This is a genomic window from Christiangramia sediminicola, from assembly GCF_031344135.1.
Classification (GTDB): Bacteria; Bacteroidota; Bacteroidia; order Flavobacteriales; family Flavobacteriaceae; genus Christiangramia; species Christiangramia sediminicola.
Genome location: NZ_JAVJIU010000003.1, coordinates 375,975 through 392,387 on the forward strand (window position 1 = coordinate 375,975; position 16,413 = coordinate 392,387).

Here is a 16,413-nt window from a genome sequence, read left to right on the forward strand (position 1 = left end):
CGGGTGCAAAGATACAATCTAAAATTAGATATACCTGAAAGTCTTTACATTGAAGCTATTAAGAGAAATACTCGTGTAGGTTAATCATCCATTCCCTTTCATAATATCTCACAATACTTATAAGAATCACTCCAGCAATAACGTAAGCCCAATGGTAAGAATTTCTTTTTACCATAAATCCGCCAACAACAGCAAACACGAGGTAAGGAAGAGATAAAATAAGATTTGGAATCACCCTTGCATCATCAAATATGGCGATGATCTTCATGACCACGTAGAAAATACTGTAAAAGAAAATGATCTTTGAGATTAGGACAAGGTATCTTTGAGAATTATTACTCATCGTAGTTTTCCGGGGTTTTTCTTCTTTTCGTTGCCTTTTCAAAAGCATAGGCAAATTTCAGCAATTGCCCTTCAGTAAAAGGTTTACCAATCATAGTTAGTCCCATTGGCCGACTTTCCTTTGTGTATCCCATCGGGATTGTTATTGCAGGATATTTCGCCACGGCAGCATAACCTGCATGATAATTATTGATCGATAAAACCGCATCCAGATTATGCTCTTTCATCGGTTTATCAAAAAATCTTGTTCCGTTGGTCTTTAAAGTATCTTTTATCGCTGCAAATTCCTTATCGGTTGCTGAATCATTTACAATTCCTAAAAATAACGCCTGACCATAAGGTGCTCTGTTCAGTGAATCTTCAGCATTATAATCGATCACGTCCTGAACGTTCTTATATGCCACATCCCCTCCATAATTTTTTAAATATGCAGGCAAGTCCTTTTTCATATCAAGGTTTAGTAATCTTAAGAAATTTGGAAGATCGATCTCTTCTGCCTCAAATTCTACAATTTCTGCACCGGCTTTTTTAAGATCATTGATGGCCCTAACGTAAAGCGAATCTTCCATTAATGATTTGATAGCACCAAATCGCTTTCCTTCAATTTTAGCATTTTCAACATCTGAATAGTAAACGACATCCTGCTTACCCGCTGAAGTTGAAGCAGGATCTGCATTATCAACACCAGCCATCGCATCCAGCAGAATCGCATTATCGATAACCGATTTCGTCATAGGCCCTGGTGTATCCAGTGTACTTGAAATTGGCACAATTCCACCTCTGCTTAAAACACCAATGGTTGGCTTCAACCCCACTACTGAATTTGAGCTAGAAGGTGATAGAATAGAACCAGAAGTTTCAGATCCAACTGCCACAGGTGCGAAATTCGCTGCAACCGCTACACCACTTCCTGAACTTGAACCACCTGTATCATGAATTTTTCTACCATATGGATTCAAAGTCTGCCCACCAACGGTTGAAAATCCGTTAGGACAGCCTTCGCAAAAGAAATTAGCCCATTCACTAAGATTTGCCTTTCCGAGAATTAATGCTCCGTTCTCTTTTAGCTGTTTTACAATAAAAGCATCTTCAGTCTGATTATTCTGCAGCGCATAAGATCCGGCAGTTGTGGGAATGCCATCAGTATTAATATTATCTTTTAGAAGTACCGGAATCCCAAATATTGGATGATGATTCGCAGCTTTATTCATTTGCTCATCTTTCTCCCTGGCTTCCTTTACAAGATTTGGATTTAAAGAAATGACTGAATTTAAGGAAAAATCATTCTCCCTGTCGTATTCACGAATTCTCGTAAGATAGAACATCGCTAGCTCTTCATAAGTAAGCTTTTCATCATCTATCGCCTGTTGAATTTCAGGAATTGATTTTTCAAAAACCAGTGCTTTTACTTCTTCATAGACTTCTGTAGAAAATTCTGAAAGATCTGCCTCAAATGGTTGCCATAAGCTATCATTATCAATCAGTTTAGAATCTACCTGCCTGTATTCGATCTCTTCAACGTTGGTTGAATCAGCCTGACTTTGAGCAGTTTCAGAAGTCTTTTCAGATTTATCATTTTTACAGCTGAAGCACGCAACAGCAACAAGAAGAAGTAAAATTTTTTTCATGGTATTATTTAAAAAATGAGTCTACAAATTCGTATTTATTAAATACCTGCAGATCCTCAATTCCTTCTCCTACACCAATGTATTTCACAGGGATTTTAAATTGGTCACTAATACCGATCACTACACCACCTTTAGCAGTACCGTCAAGTTTCGTTACGGCGAGGGAAGTCACTTCTGTAGCCGCAGTAAACTGTTTAGCCTGCTCAAAAGCGTTCTGACCGGTAGAACCATCAAGAACCAATAGAACCTCATGAGGAGCATCCGGAATGGTTTTTTGCATAACTCGTTTAACCTTGGTAAGTTCTTTCATCAGGTTTACCTTATTGTGAAGTCTACCTGCAGTATCGATAAGAACCACATCGGCATCCATTTTTACCGCGCTTTGAACTGTATCAAAAGCTACCGAAGCAGGATCACTTCCCATCTTTTGTTTGATGATAGGCACATCGGTTCTATCTGCCCAGATTTGAAGTTGATCTATTGCCGCAGCTCTAAATGTATCTGCAGCCCCAAGAACCACTTTTTTTCCTTTACTTTTGAATTGATGTGCAAGCTTACCAATCGTTGTGGTCTTCCCCACTCCATTAACTCCAACCACCATGATCACATATGGTTTTTTATTTTCAGGAATATGAATTTCTGAAGCTTCACCTGTATTGGTTTCTGAAAGTAACGCAGCAATCTCTTCGCGAAGTATCTTATTCAATTCGTCGGTTCCAAGATATTTATCTCTGGCGACTCTCTCTTCAATTCTATTGATCACTTTGATCGTAGTAGCAACACCAACATCGCTACTGACTAAAACATCTTCAAGATCATCTAAAACTTCATCATCAACCTTTGATTTTCCGGCTACCGCCTTACTCATCTTATCCAGAAAACTGGATTTAGATTTTTCAAGTCCCTTGTCCAGGTTCTCTTTTTTCTCTTTAGAAAATATCTTTTTAAATAAGCTCATTTTATTCTGGCTGGTTTAATATAAACGAAGGCTTAAGAACCTTCTAAAACGGCAATAAATATACATAAAAAGAAAAAGCCGTCCAGATTAAATCCAGGACGGCTTTTAAAGATTATTTAAAATCGTTTGTGAACGATTCTTACTTTTTCAAAAAGTCGTTTACGTCTTCCGGAGCCATGATTTGTTCTACAAAAGTGTAGGCACCGGTTTTCTCAGATTTAACCATTTTTATCGCTTTGGTTAATCTTTTAGATCCTGTTTGAATAGATGCTACTGATTTCTTTGCCATGACTCAATTATTTAATTTCTTTATGAACCGTCATTTTCTTTAGAATTGGGTTGAATTTCTTCAACTCGATTCTATCCGGTGTATTCTTTTTATTTTTTGTAGTAATATATCTTGAAGTACCTGGTTGACCAGATGTCTTATGCTCTGTACATTCTAGGATTACCTGAACTCTGTTACCTTTCTTTGCCATTGTGAAATATTTTTAGGTGCCGCTAAGGATTATTTCTGAAGAAATCCTTTTGCTTTAGCTTCCTTAATTACGGCAGTAATGCCTTTTTTATTGATATCTTTTAATGCAGACGTACACACTTTAAGTGTTACCCATCTGTCTTCTTCAGGAAGAAAGAAACGCTTTTTAACTAGGTTGGCGTTAAATTTACGTTTAGTCTTATTCATGGCGTGAGAAACATTATTCCCAACCATTGCTCTTTTCCCGGTAAGTTCACAAACTCTTGACATTGCTCTATACTTTTCTCGTTATTTCAAAACAGGCTGCAAATTAACGATTTTTTTACCTAACAGGCAACTAATTCAAAAAAAATATTTTAGCCCTAAAATATTTTCCTCAATTTATCGTTCAGCTCCTGTCTCAGGGCTTTCGCGGCTGCAAAAATAAGATTTTTAATTCATATAAATCAAGAGTATTTGCACCTAAATTCAGATATTTTACAAGCAAGAACCTGATTATCAAATATCCCCTCTCAATTTTATGATATTTTCCTGAAGTAATTCCATCGCTTTGTTCACTGATTTCCCAATCACTTTTTCGCGATGATTCCCAAAATTAAACTGATAAGCCTCTACTCCTGCAGGCGTAGCTACACCAATAAAAACGGTACCCAATTCTGCATCACTGTCTCCTTTGGTAGGCCCGGCGTTACCTGTGGTAGATATCGCAAAATCTGTATGAAATCTTTGCTGAGCCCCTAATGCCATAGCTTTAGCAACTTTAGCGCTAACTACAGAATGCTTTTCTATAAGGTCTTTGGGAACGTTTAAAATCTCAGACTTAGCTTCTGTGGAATAACTTACCACACTTCCTTTAAAACTTGCTGAAGATCCCGGCGCCCTGGTAAATTTAGAGGCCAGCCTCCCACCCGTACAGCTTTCTGCGGTAGAAAGCGTCCAGTTTTTTTCAACAAGCATTTTACTAATTACAACTTCTACGGGATCATCATCCTCATAACCGTAAATTATATCACCAATGATCTGGTGCAATTTTAAGATCTCAGCGTCTATTAAATTTTTCAACGCTTCCTCATTTTCTCCTTTAGCAGTTAACCTCAACCTTACCCTACCCAGGTTTGGAAGGTAGGCCAGCTTGATCTCCTTAGGAAGGTTATCTTCCCATGATTCGATCTTCTCGGCAATAGCACTTTCTCCAAGTCCTAATGTAATTACCGTTTTATGTAAAATTATAGGCCTGGAATAGTTTTTTATAAGTCTAGGCAAGATCTCTCTTTCCATTAGCCCACGCATTTCATAAGGTACGCCGGGCATAGAAACAAATACTTTTCCATTTTCCTGAAACCACATTCCTGCTGCCGTACCAAATTCGTTATGCAAGGCGATGGCCTTTGAAGGAAGCAGAGCCTGATCCCTGTTCAGATCTGAAATTGGTGTATCGATGTATTTATCGAATAAATACTCTATATGTTTTAGAACCTTTTCATTGCGAACCAGTTCATCATTGAAGAATTCACACAGGCATTTTTTAGTGATATCATCTTTCGTTGGCCCAAGACCACCGGTTACAATTATAATATCTACCCTTTCAGAAGCTTCTTTAAGCGACTGAAGAATATGTTCACGTTCATCCTGAATGGAAGTTATCTGGTGAACGCTTACACCTATTTTATTAAGTTCTTTGGAGATATATGCTGAATTGGTATCAACAATCTGACCGATGAGAATTTCATCCCCGATTGTGATTATTTCAGCTTTCATTCTAACTCAAAATCTCGTTTAAGAGCGATCACCGCTACATCAACCTTCTTTGAAATGGTTTCAGCAGCACCAGGAACCTCATCCTTGCGCTCACCCTGTTTAGACCAGGCTTCTATGATCTTTATCTGATCCATTAAATTCAGTCCGAAAAGCTGAAGATTTGGCTTCATCTTATGCGCGTACTGATATGCAAGTGATGGATTGTCGTTTCCAATAGCTTCACTCATAGATGCCACATCTGGCGGAATTTCTTCAAGAAAAGTTTGCACTACCACGAGCATGAATTCCTCATCCCCGCCTGCCATTTCTTTTACTTCATCAAGATTATAGCTGTTCATTCAGTTGGTTATTTTACTTTGATCGAAAACATTTTATTCTCTTCAAGAAATCCGGTTAACCTGTCTTCGGGAGATACTTTCCCTACTCCGGCGGGAGTTCCTGTAAATATGATATCACCGATCTTTAGGGTGAAATACTTCGAAATATAAGCAATTAATTCATCAATTTTCCATAGCATGTGTGAGGTATTCGCTTGCTGTACGATCTCATCATTTTTCATAAGTTTGAAATCAAGATCATCAACATTACCCAATTCATTCTTATCCAACCACTTATTACTTACAACCGCTGCCCCGTCAAAGGCTTTTGCCTTTTCCCATGGTAAGCCTTTTTCTTTAAGTTTTTGCTGAAGATCCCTTGCTGTAAAGTCTATTCCCAGACCAATTTCATCGTAATATTTATGGGCGAACTTCTCCTGAATATGCTTTCCTATCCTTTTGATCTTAACCAGAACCTCGACTTCATAATGCACATCATTAGAAAAATCTGGGATAAAGAAAGGTTGCTTCTTCAAAAGAATAGAAGTGTCCGGTTTTTGAAAGATTACAGGATCTTCCGGCTTTTCATTCTGTAATTCAGCTATATGATCGGTATAATTACGGCCTACACAAATAATTTTCATAGCTAATAAATATTAATTAATTAGTAAGCCTGATCTTGAAAACCGGCGCTACATAACTTTTCTCAGAAACATCTCCCTTTATGTCCCAGGCTGAAATATCTACCCAACCTCCCGGCTCATAATAATAGACTTTCAAATCATCAGACTTATCTGTAAAAACTCCTCTGTAAACCGGCGCATAGCGTTTATTTTCATAATCCTTGGCGACCAGAGTATCATTCATATAGTAATCTTTCACTTCCTTATATTCATTTGTTTTAATGAATATATGTTCCAGACCAACGAAGAAACCTTCTTCAGGAACCCTGATCTTTTTATCAAGGAGCTCAACCTTCATATTTGTTTCGAAGGGAGATTTTTCCAAGACCATATTATCCAGAATATCTTCACCTGGCATACCATTTTCCTGAACTTTATAAATGTGTAATCTAAATTTAGGTGCTAGATGGTTCTGCTCTCTAACATTATAAAAATAAACCTGGATATAGTCGAAGAAACTATCTCCTTCAAATTTTTCTGGTTTTGGATAATAACGTGCAATCGTAGAAGGATAGAGTGCTGCATTCATGTTCCCGATCCCCATTGATTCATATAGGTTCTCAGGGCGGTAAACATATCTTTTCTTTTCGAGGATCTGAGATATCCTTACCTCATCCAGATTTTCATCTTTAGGCGTAAGTTTTATTTTTCCATCTCTAAGAACCTGCGAAATAGAAAACTTTTCTTTTTCAAAACCTACGTAGGAAACTACGATATTTTCATTTCGTAACGAATCTGGAATTGAAAATCCAAATTCACCATTTTGATTTGTAGAAGCTCCCATCCCATAGTTCTCGAAAATGATATTCGCATATGGTAAAGGCTCTTCAGTTTTTTTATTAGTGATCTTGCCTCGTACCGTAATAACCTGGGCAGAAATATTGATACTGCACAGTAATATTGATAAAAATAGAAGGACACTGATCTTTTTCAAGCTACGAAAGTTTATTATTCAGCTTTCTAAGCTTGATTGCGGTAAGTACTTTTTTGGTGTATAATGGAAAATCTGCATTCTGAATCCAACCAAAATAACCAGGTTCATCTTCAAGAACCTGCTCCACGTGCTTTCCTTTATATTTTCCGAATGAGAATACTTCCTTTCCTTTTTTATCAAAGCTGATGAATCCGGCGAAATCGGCAAATTTTCTTCTGGAACTAAAATCTGCCAGCCACTTCATATCGTTTTCAAGATCTTCATACTTATCCAGCTGAGATTTCAGAACTTCATAAGTTGCTTCTGTATCCGCTTCGGCACCGTGAGCTCCTTCAAGTTCCTTTCCGCAGTAAAATTGATAAGCTGCAGATAATGTTCGCTGTTCTTTTTTATGAAAAATCGTCTGCACGTCTACCGCTACTACATTCTTCATTTCAAAATCTATATCGGCTCGCAATAATTCTTCAACAAGCAACGGAATATCAAAACGGTTAGAGTTATAACCTCCAAGATCACAACCTTTGATAAGATCATGAATTTTGGTAGCAAGTTGTTTGAATGTTGGTTCGTTAGCTACTTTTTCATTTGTTATTCCATGGATTGCGATCACCTCTGCGGGGATCTCCCTTTCCGGGTTTACCAGCCAGGTATGACTTTCTTTATTACCGTTTGGATATACTTTTAGAATGGCGATTTCAACGATTCTATCCTTAGAAATATTCGTCCCGGTAGTCTCTAGGTCAAAAAAACAAATAGGCTTGGTAAGCTTAAGATCCATATTTTAAAATTTCGGCAAAGTTAGTATAATTTGATATTTCGGTTTGATAATAAACTTAAGAATTCAGAATGGAAATGAAAGTTAAAAATAGAAAAAGCCACGCAAAACGTGGCTTTATGTATCTTAATCCATTTTCATGATTTATATTTCTCTATCCTTATCAAAATCCTGAAGGTATTGCGCAACTCGCTGTACAAACTGCCCACCTAATGCTCCGTTTACAACTCTATGGTCATAACTATGAGAAAGGATCATCTTATAACGAATTCCAATAAAATCTCCATCTGGTGTCTCGATCACTGCAGGCATCTTTCTAATTGCTCCCAAAGCAAGAATTCCTACCTGTGGCTGATTGATAATTGGAGTTCCCATAATGCTACCAAAAGTTCCAACATTGGTTACAGTATAAGTACCGCCTTGAATATCGTCTGGTTTTAATTTATTTTGTCTTGCACGGTTAGCAAGATCGTTCACTGCCTTGGCCATCCCCACAAGATTTAACCTGTCTGCATTTTTAATAACCGGCACGATAAGATTACCGTCTGGCAGCGCTGCCGCCATACCTAGATTGATATTCTTTTTCTTTATCACCTTGGTCGCATCTTCGTTAACCGAAATATTGATCATTGGAAAATCACGAATGGCTTTAGCCACAGCTTCCATAAAAATCGGGGTAAACGTTAGTTTTTCACCTTCTTTCTTCTGGAATTCGGCTTTATGCTTGTTTCTCCAGTTCCAGATATTTGTTACATCAACTTCAATAAAACTTTGAACATGCGCAGATTTCTGAACACTATCCACCATGTGGTGAGCAATCATTTTACCCATTCGGCTCATTTCAATGATCTCATCTTCTCCTGACACAATTGGTTCAGGTTGCGATGGAACATTATCAGCCATTTTTTGAGTGTCTGAAGATTTTCCAGAAGATGCTGAAGATTTTTGAGGTTGTGATCCTCTATTTTCTACATAATTTAAAATATCATTCTTAGTAACACGACCTTCTTTTCCAGTGCCTTCAATCTGATCTAATTCTGAAACTGAAATTCCTTCTTCTTTAGCAATATTCTTTACCAAAGGAGAATAGAATCTTGATGAATCTGAATAATTATCATCTGTATTTCCTGCTGAAGCAGTATCCTGAGCTACCTGAACAGTTTCTTCAACCTGAGCAGCCTCTGCCGGTTCTTCATTTAAATCTTCATCTTCACTACCACCTTCTACTTCACCGTCGGTTTCTATAATTGCAATGGTTTGGCCAACTTTTACAACATCATCTGCTTCAAAAAGTTTTTCAATAAGCTTACCGTCAACTTCACTTGGCACCTCACTATCTACTTTATCTGTAGCTATTTCAAGAACCGGCTCGTCCATCTCTATCGTATCTCCAACCTCTTTAAGCCAGCTAGTTATAGTTGCTTCCGCAACACTTTCACCCATTTTAGGTAATTTCAATTCAAATTTTGCCATATCTTTAAATCAGATGTGATTTTTGTTATTTGAGTTGCGAATTTAATCAAAATACCGCTTGTTAAATATTAAAAAATCAATAAAATTGATTTTTACTGAATTTTTTATAGCGGAACAACCCATAAAATTATCTGCTAAAATTACGATTTCAAGTACGGAATTGAAAAAGTTTCAGGAATTTTTAAAGCTTTTCTTATCTGAAATAGCAGTGCCAGCTACCCTTTCATGGAATTCTCGAAAGGAATTCTATTAGTAATGCTTCTACCAAGAGTAACCTCATCAGCATACTCCAATTCATCCCCCACAGATATTCCCCTGGCGATCGTTGAAGTTTTTATTCCGTTGCCTTCAAGCTGTTTAAAAATGTAGAAATTAGTGGTATCCCCTTCCAGGGTACTACTTAATGCAAATATGATCTCTTCGATCTTTCCTGCTTTAACCTTTTCGATCAAAGGTTTTATAGTGAGCTGCGAGGGTCCGATTCCATCCATCGGACTGATCTTGCCACCCAGAACATGATAATGTCCTCGATACTGCCCGGTATTTTCAATCGCCATTACATCACGTATATCTTCTACCACACATACAATTTCCGAAACTCTAGATGTATTTGCGCAGATCTCACAAAGTTCAGTATCACTAATATTATAGCAATTATTACAAAGTTTGATATTCTTTCTTAAACCCTGAAGAGCCTTCGCAAGGTTTTCGGTTTGCTCTTCAGGCTGTTTTAGTAAATGCAATACGAGCCTCAAAGCAGTTCGCTTTCCTATTCCAGGCAATTGTGACATTTCATCTACGGCCTGCTCCAGTAACTTTGAAGAAAAATCCATACGCGAATTTATGATTTTTTCGGCGGATGAAATTACTTAAAGCTTAATTTGTAAATTGCTCCGCAGAATCACTATTTATGCAACCATACCAAGTCCTCATCCTTATAGCTGCTTATTTCGCAGTTCTCATTTTGATTTCATATTTCACCGGACGTGGCGGCAGTAATGCTGAATTTTTCAAGGCAAATAAACAGGCGCCATGGTATCTTGTAGCTTTTGGGATGATTGGCGCTTCTTTGAGCGGGATCACCTTTATATCTATTCCAGGAACGGTAGATAGTGATTCCTTCAGCTATTTCCAAGTTGTTTTAGGTTACACGATAGGTTATGCAGTGATCGGGCAGGTTCTACTTCCGCTATATTATAAATTGAACCTGACTTCTATTTATACCTACCTGGAAAGTAGATTTGGAAACGCATCCTATAAAACTGGTGCCTCGTTTTTCCTTTTATCACGGGTAGTTGGAGCAAGTTTCAGGCTTTTCCTTGTTGCTAATGTTCTTCAGCTTATTGTTTTTGATGCTATGGGCGTTCCTTATTATGCAACGGTAACAATTACTATTCTGCTGATATGGCTCTACACGTTTAAAAGCGGAATTAAAACCATCATCTGGACCGATACTTTACAAACCTTCTTTATGCTCCTCGCATTAGGAATAACAATATATTTCATTTCTGAAGATCTTGGTTTTAATCTAAGTAACTTATTCGGATACCTTGCTGATAGCGAACACTCACAGATCTTCTTTTTTGACGACTGGAAAAGTAAAGATCATTTTGTAAAGCAATTTCTTTCAGGAGCTTTTATAGCTATTGTTATGACAGGCCTGGACCAGGATATGATGCAGAAAAATCTTACCTGCCGTAGTTTGAAAGACGCCCAGAAAAATATGTTCTGGTTCACCATTGTGCTTGTTTTTGTAAATTTTCTATTCCTTGCGCTTGGAGTTCTTCTAACAGATTATGCAGATGTAAATGGAGTAACGGAGGTTCGTGACGAGCTATTTCCTGCCATAGCAACCAGTGGAAATCTTGGCTTAGCCGTTGCCATCTTCTTTATTCTAGGTTTGATCGCGGCAGCTTATTCCAGTGCCGATAGTGCGCTTACCTCTCTTACCACTTCATTTAGTATCGATATTTTGGATATCGAAAAGAAATACGATGAAAAAAAACAGGTAAGGATCAGGAAACAAATACACGTGGCGATATCGATATTACTTATCCTGGTTATGCTCGTATTCAAATATGCGATCGCAGACAAAAGCGTGATCAATAAATTATTCCAATTTGCAGGTTACACCTATGGACCATTATTAGGCCTTTATGCTTTTGGTCTCTTTACCAGTTGGAAAGTGAAAGATAAACTGGTACCTATTATTGCTATTGCCGCACCTGTGCTATCCTATATTATTAGCCTTAATAGCCTTAAATGGTTCGGATTTGAATTTGGTTTCTTTATTTTAATACTGAATGGTCTGCTTACTTTTCTGGGATTAGTACTGGTGAGAAGAAAGCATCACTAAAGTACAGGCATTTTCAAATGCAATATTATTCTTTCGCAGAAGATCATATAATTCCGGATTTTCGGTTCCAGGATTAAAGATCACCCTATTTGGTTTCAATGAAAGGAGATAATCGTAATAATCTTTCTGTCTTTTAGCATTTAAATATAAAGTGACTGTATCAATATCTTCAAACGGATATTTTTCAGTTTTTATTTCTACTCCATCAACTGTTCCTTCCCTTAAACCAATAGCCACTGTAGGTTGCGAATGCTTGACTAGTCTATTGATAGCAAGATTGGAATATCTGTTTTTATTCAATGAGGCTCCCAGAACGAGTGTTTTTTTCTCCATAAATCAAAGTTAATCAAAATTCAGTGTAACAAATATAAGTTGAGCAAGTCTTTAGAATGAGGTCCGGGCCTTGCAGGGTCATCTTATTAATTTTGATGGTTAGTGTTAATAAAGGTGATTTTGCTAAAACCTGCATTTCTTGAATGAAATGCAGGTTCTTTTAAAGAAAACCTGTAACAATTATATTTTTCAGTCGTCATATTAGTACAAGATCATCAAACTACGGAGTATTGCGCTCATCTAATATGCAATACAAAGTAACTTGTTTAACATAAATCATCAAATCAATCAAAAAATGAAACATTTATTTTTCGCAGTTTTACTCTTTACTTCAGCCATAAGCATGGCATTTACAGATCCTGTTGGAAAAATTTCCGGCTCTGTAATGGACAAGGAATTAAACGAACCTATTCCCTACGCAACGATCATCGTTAACGATATGCAGGGAAATCTCGTAACTGGAATTACCTCCAGTGTTGACGGTACTTTTCTTATTGAAAATATCAAAGCCGGTGATTACGTATTCAAAGTACAATTTATTGGATATAAAACTTATAACAAGGATATCCATATTGATAGGAATAACACAGATATTCAAATTGGGCAGATAAATCTCGAACCAGACGTGGCCATGCTCGATGAAACCGTCGTAGTCGCAGAAAGGACTACCATAGAACAACGGGTAGACCGAAAGGTTATTAATGTTGGGAAGGATCTTATGACTACAGGAGCCAGTGCTTCTGAAATCATGGTGAATATACCTTCAGTAAATGTAGATCAGGATGGGAATATTTCGCTTAGAGGAAATTCTAATGTTAGAATCCTTATTGATGGGAAACCAACCAATATGGACCCGGCTCAATTGCTAAAACAGATTCCTTCAACATCTATTAAAAGTATTGAACTTATCACAAATCCTTCCGCTAAATACAATCCTGAAGGTATGAGTGGAATCATCAACATCGTGCTGCACAAGAATGCGAATCAGGGTTTTAACGGAAACTTAAATACTGGAGTTACCGTTGGAGAAAACACAAGATTCAATGGTACTGTTGATATGAACTATAGAACAGGAAAGTTCAATTTCTACACGAACCTGGGAACTAATTTTGGTCCTAGAGAAAATGGTGGAACGATCTTCCTACCGGAACAGGATATCGAGCAGGAATTCAAAGTTGATAATGAAAGAGAATCTTATTTATATAAAATTGGAGTAGATTATTATTTGAACGACAAGAATACTCTATCCTTTTATACCAACCAGAGTTTATACGATGGTGGCCCTGATGGATTTATTTCTGTAAGAGACCTTAACGATCCTTCCATGAATATTACCCAGCGATTAAATATGAACATGGATAACATGAACGCTGCCTATAACCTTCTTTATGACCATGATTTTGAAAAAGAAGGTCACGATATTCAATTTGAGCTGGATTATAATAAGTTTGAAGAGGAAGAAAATTCAACAATAGATTTTGCAAATACTGAACTCGATTTTACACCATACCAGGAAATAGTGAACCAGGACCGAAATAATTTTACCGGGAACATTGATTATGTGAATCCGCTAAGTGAGGTCTCGAAATTAGAATTAGGTGCAGAAGTCCGACTTCTGGATACAGACAATGATTACGTAACCACAAACCCTGATTTCTTTGACAGCGAATACCAATATGATCGTGATATATATAGTTTTTACAGTACTTTCGGGCAGAATTTTGAAAAATGGTCTTATCAATTAGGAGCAAGACTCGAGCAATTCAACGTAGATGCAGTTTACAACGGTGAACTGGTTTACGAAGATGAATACTTTTCAGTATACCCATCAGGATTTATCAGCTACACCCCTGGAGAAAAGAATTCCTACCAGTTAAGCTTCAGCAGAAGAGTAGACCGGCCAGGATTTGGGCAGGTAAATCCAATCAGGGAAGTTGCCTCACCAAGATTGACCGTAACCGGAAATCCGGAGTTGGATCCTCAATTCACAAATTCTGTTGAATTAAATTACACCAGAAATCTTGGTAAAAAAGGCAGTATTACCAGTGGAATATTCTATAGAAGAACGGAAGATGAAATAAGCCAGGTATTCACCACGCAAGAAAATGATCCCGGATCTATCCTGCTTACTTTCACCAATTATGATTCTAACGATTCTTACGGAGCTGAATTTTCAGCAAATTATAAGTTTACAGAATGGTGGAGCACAAATACAGGACTGGACCTTTATGCACAAAATTTAAGAGGAGCCGTTGGAACTGAATTTATTGAAGTAGATAACAAAGCTTTTACTTTTAGAACCAACCATAACTTTAAAGCTACGGAAGCGCTTACCTTTTCACTTTTCGGATTCTACCGAAGCAGTAGTCAGGATCTGCAATTAGATGTTAAACCTATGTATTTTATGAATCTAGGAGCGAGGTACTCTTTCCTGGAAGATAATAAAGCAACTCTTAGTTTAAATTTCAACGATGTTTTTGATACTCAGGAATTCAGAGTGGAAGATGGTAGACCGTTTGAGCAAAGAGGAAGGTTTAAAGGAGAAACACAAACTGTTTACTTAGGATTCTCCTACCGATTTGGTGGTGGAAAGAACAGAGCCATAAAACGTAAAAATCGTGATAACGATGAATCTGGAGGAGGCGGAGTTTTCTAGGATTTTATGAATTAGCCATAAAAAAACCCCGGCACTTTGCCGGGGTTTTTAATTCTATAAAATTTAAATTATGCCTCTACAGCATACATTTTCTCTCTTTGTTCTTTTATGTTTTTATCGCTCATGTACTCGTCAAAACTTAAGTAACGATCTATAACTCCTTTAGGCGTTAGTTCGATCACACGATTTGCAACGGTTTGAGCAAATTCGTGGTCATGAGTGGTGAACAATACAGTTCCCTTGAAATTTTTCAGTGAATTATTGAAAGCAGTAATAGATTCCAGGTCAAGGTGGTTGGTTGGTTCATCCAGCATAAGAACATTAGCTCTAATCATCATCATTCTACTCAACATACAACGAACCTTTTCACCTCCAGATAGAACTCTACAGGTTTTTAAAGCTTCCTCTCCACTAAATAGCATTTTTCCAAGGAATCCACGAATATAAACCTCTTCTCTCTCTTCTTCAGTAGTAGCCCATTGACGTAACCAGTCTACAAGAGTCAGGTCATTTTCAAAAAATTCAGAGTTGTCTGCAGGCAAATACGATTGTGATGTAGTAACACCCCATTGGTATTTCCCATTCACAGCATCCTGTTTCCCGTTAATGATCTCGTAGAAAGCAGTTGTAGCTCTGGAATCTTTTGAGAAAACCACTACTTTATCTCCTTTTGCAAGGTTGATGTCTATATTTTTGAATAAAGTCTCGCCTTCGATGTTTGCTTCCAATTTCTCAACATTCAGGATCTGATCTCCGGCTTCACGCTCTCTTTCAAAAATTATCGCCGGATATCTTCTGCTTGAAGGTTTAATCTCATCGATATTAAGCTTATCGATCATCTTTTTTCTTGAAGTTGCCTGCTTACTTTTAGCTACGTTGGCGCTAAATCGCTGAATAAATTCCTGAAGTTCCTTTTTCTTTTCTTCAGCCTTTTTATTCTGCTGAGCTCTTTGTCTCGCCGCTAACTGAGAAGATTCATACCAGAAAGTATAGTTACCACTAAAATGGTTGATCTTCCCAAAATCAATATCAGAAATATGTGTACAAACAGAATCTAAGAAGTGACGATCGTGAGATACAACGATCACCGTATTATCGTAATTAGCCAGGAAATTTTCTAACCAGCTGATTGTTTCATAATCCAGGTCGTTAGTAGGCTCATCCATGATCAATACATCCGGGCTTCCAAATAAAGCCTGGGCCAGAAGTACTCGTACTTTTTGCTTACCATCAAGATCTTTCATCTGTGAATAATGAAGATCGGTTTTGATACCTAAGTTAGACAGCATGGAGGCCGCATTACTTTCAGCATTCCATCCGTCCATTTCCTCGAATTGAACCTGCAATTCCCCTATCCTATCTGCATTTTCATCAGAATAATCTGCATATAATGCATCCATTTCAGTTTTCACTTTGAAAAGCGGCTTATTACCTCTCATCACCGTTTCCAGCACAGGATACTCATCATAAAGGTTGTGATCCTGTTCCAGTACAGACATACGTTTACCCGGTTCTAAATGAACATGTCCCGATGTAGGTTCAGATTTTCCTGAAAGGATTTTTAAGAAAGTTGATTTCCCGGCACCGTTGGCACCAATAATTCCATAACAGTTTCCCTGAGTAAAGGTTGTATTAACCTCATCGAACAAAACACGTTTTCCAAACTGTACAGAAAGGTTTGATACTGAAAGCATAAACTGATTTAATTAATTTTTTGCAAAA

Annotated in this window: 17 protein-coding genes; 2 read left to right on the forward strand and 15 right to left on the reverse strand. The window is 37.5% G+C overall.

The window, feature by feature from the left end:
- Positions 1 to 58: 58 nt before the first annotated feature.
- The 13 genes from RE431_RS08975 to recR form a co-directional block, all read right to left on the reverse strand.
- Complete coding sequence (locus RE431_RS08975) at positions 59 to 343, reverse strand: hypothetical protein (protein WP_309561648.1); 285 nt, start codon at positions 341 to 343, stop codon at positions 59 to 61.
- Positions 336 to 1,970 carry an amidase family protein gene (locus tag RE431_RS08980; RefSeq protein WP_309561649.1) on the reverse strand — a complete coding sequence of 545 codons (1,635 nt, stop codon included), beginning with the start codon at positions 1,968 to 1,970 and terminating at the stop codon, positions 336 to 338. The genes RE431_RS08975 and RE431_RS08980 overlap by 8 nt, the downstream gene beginning before the upstream one ends.
- A 4-nt stretch (positions 1,971 to 1,974) precedes the next feature.
- Complete coding sequence (gene ftsY, locus RE431_RS08985; RefSeq protein WP_309561650.1) at positions 1,975 to 2,928, reverse strand: signal recognition particle-docking protein FtsY; 954 nt, start codon at positions 2,926 to 2,928, stop codon at positions 1,975 to 1,977.
- A gap of 139 nt (positions 2,929 to 3,067) precedes the next feature.
- The gene (locus tag RE431_RS08990) at positions 3,068 to 3,217 is read right to left on the reverse strand and encodes a DUF4295 domain-containing protein (protein WP_084509775.1); all 150 of its coding nucleotides are present in this window, start codon (positions 3,215 to 3,217) and stop codon (positions 3,068 to 3,070) included.
- 7 nt (positions 3,218 to 3,224) lie between these two features.
- Positions 3,225 to 3,407, reverse strand: coding sequence for a 50S ribosomal protein L33 (rpmG, locus tag RE431_RS08995; RefSeq protein WP_011710111.1), 183 nt, complete (start codon positions 3,405 to 3,407; stop codon positions 3,225 to 3,227).
- A gap of 29 nt (positions 3,408 to 3,436) precedes the next feature.
- On the reverse strand, positions 3,437 to 3,676 hold the full coding sequence (rpmB, locus tag RE431_RS09000; RefSeq protein WP_309561651.1) for a 50S ribosomal protein L28: 240 nt from the start codon (positions 3,674 to 3,676) through the stop codon (positions 3,437 to 3,439).
- Positions 3,677 to 3,904: 228 nt separating this feature from the next.
- Positions 3,905 to 5,164 (reverse strand): competence/damage-inducible protein A, encoded by a 1,260-nt coding sequence (locus RE431_RS09005; RefSeq protein ID WP_309561652.1) that lies wholly within the window; start codon positions 5,162 to 5,164, stop codon positions 3,905 to 3,907.
- Positions 5,161 to 5,502, reverse strand: a complete 342-nt coding sequence (locus RE431_RS09010; protein WP_309561653.1) for an Hpt domain-containing protein — start codon at positions 5,500 to 5,502, stop codon at positions 5,161 to 5,163. The genes RE431_RS09005 and RE431_RS09010 overlap by 4 nt, the downstream gene beginning before the upstream one ends.
- An 8-nt stretch (positions 5,503 to 5,510) precedes the next feature.
- Positions 5,511 to 6,125, reverse strand: coding sequence for a fumarylacetoacetate hydrolase family protein (locus RE431_RS09015; protein WP_309561654.1), 615 nt, complete (start codon positions 6,123 to 6,125; stop codon positions 5,511 to 5,513).
- A 16-nt stretch (positions 6,126 to 6,141) separates the two neighbouring features.
- A complete protein-coding gene (locus tag RE431_RS09020; RefSeq protein ID WP_309561655.1) occupies positions 6,142 to 7,098 on the reverse strand; it encodes a carboxypeptidase-like regulatory domain-containing protein in 957 nt (318 codons plus the stop codon).
- A gap of 1 nt (position 7,099) precedes the next feature.
- Complete coding sequence (locus tag RE431_RS09025) at positions 7,100 to 7,876, reverse strand: exonuclease domain-containing protein (RefSeq protein ID WP_309561656.1); 777 nt, start codon at positions 7,874 to 7,876, stop codon at positions 7,100 to 7,102.
- 141 nt (positions 7,877 to 8,017) lie between these two features.
- Positions 8,018 to 9,346, reverse strand: coding sequence for a dihydrolipoamide acetyltransferase family protein (locus RE431_RS09030; protein ID WP_309561657.1), 1,329 nt, complete (start codon positions 9,344 to 9,346; stop codon positions 8,018 to 8,020).
- A gap of 215 nt (positions 9,347 to 9,561) precedes the next feature.
- Positions 9,562 to 10,179, reverse strand: coding sequence for a recombination mediator RecR (gene recR / locus RE431_RS09035; protein ID WP_309561658.1), 618 nt, complete (start codon positions 10,177 to 10,179; stop codon positions 9,562 to 9,564).
- Positions 10,180 to 10,256: 77 nt separating this feature from the next.
- Between recR and RE431_RS09040 the strand changes: the two genes are divergently transcribed.
- Positions 10,257 to 11,702 carry a sodium:solute symporter gene (locus tag RE431_RS09040; protein WP_309561659.1) on the forward strand — a complete coding sequence of 482 codons (1,446 nt, stop codon included), beginning with the start codon at positions 10,257 to 10,259 and terminating at the stop codon, positions 11,700 to 11,702.
- Here the strand turns inward: RE431_RS09040 and RE431_RS09045 are convergent.
- Positions 11,673 to 12,035, reverse strand: coding sequence for a CoA-binding protein (locus RE431_RS09045; RefSeq protein ID WP_309561660.1), 363 nt, complete (start codon positions 12,033 to 12,035; stop codon positions 11,673 to 11,675). The genes RE431_RS09040 and RE431_RS09045 overlap by 30 nt on opposite strands.
- Before the next feature lie 295 nt (positions 12,036 to 12,330).
- Here RE431_RS09045 and RE431_RS09050 point away from each other — a divergent pair, with 295 nt between their 5' ends.
- On the forward strand, positions 12,331 to 14,691 hold the full coding sequence (locus RE431_RS09050; RefSeq protein WP_309561661.1) for a TonB-dependent receptor: 2,361 nt from the start codon (positions 12,331 to 12,333) through the stop codon (positions 14,689 to 14,691).
- Positions 14,692 to 14,759: 68 nt separating this feature from the next.
- Here RE431_RS09050 and RE431_RS09055 read toward each other — a convergent pair whose 3' ends face one another.
- A complete protein-coding gene (locus RE431_RS09055) occupies positions 14,760 to 16,385 on the reverse strand; it encodes an ABC-F family ATP-binding cassette domain-containing protein (RefSeq protein ID WP_309561662.1) in 1,626 nt (541 codons plus the stop codon).
- Between the last annotated feature and the right edge of the window lie 28 nt (positions 16,386 to 16,413).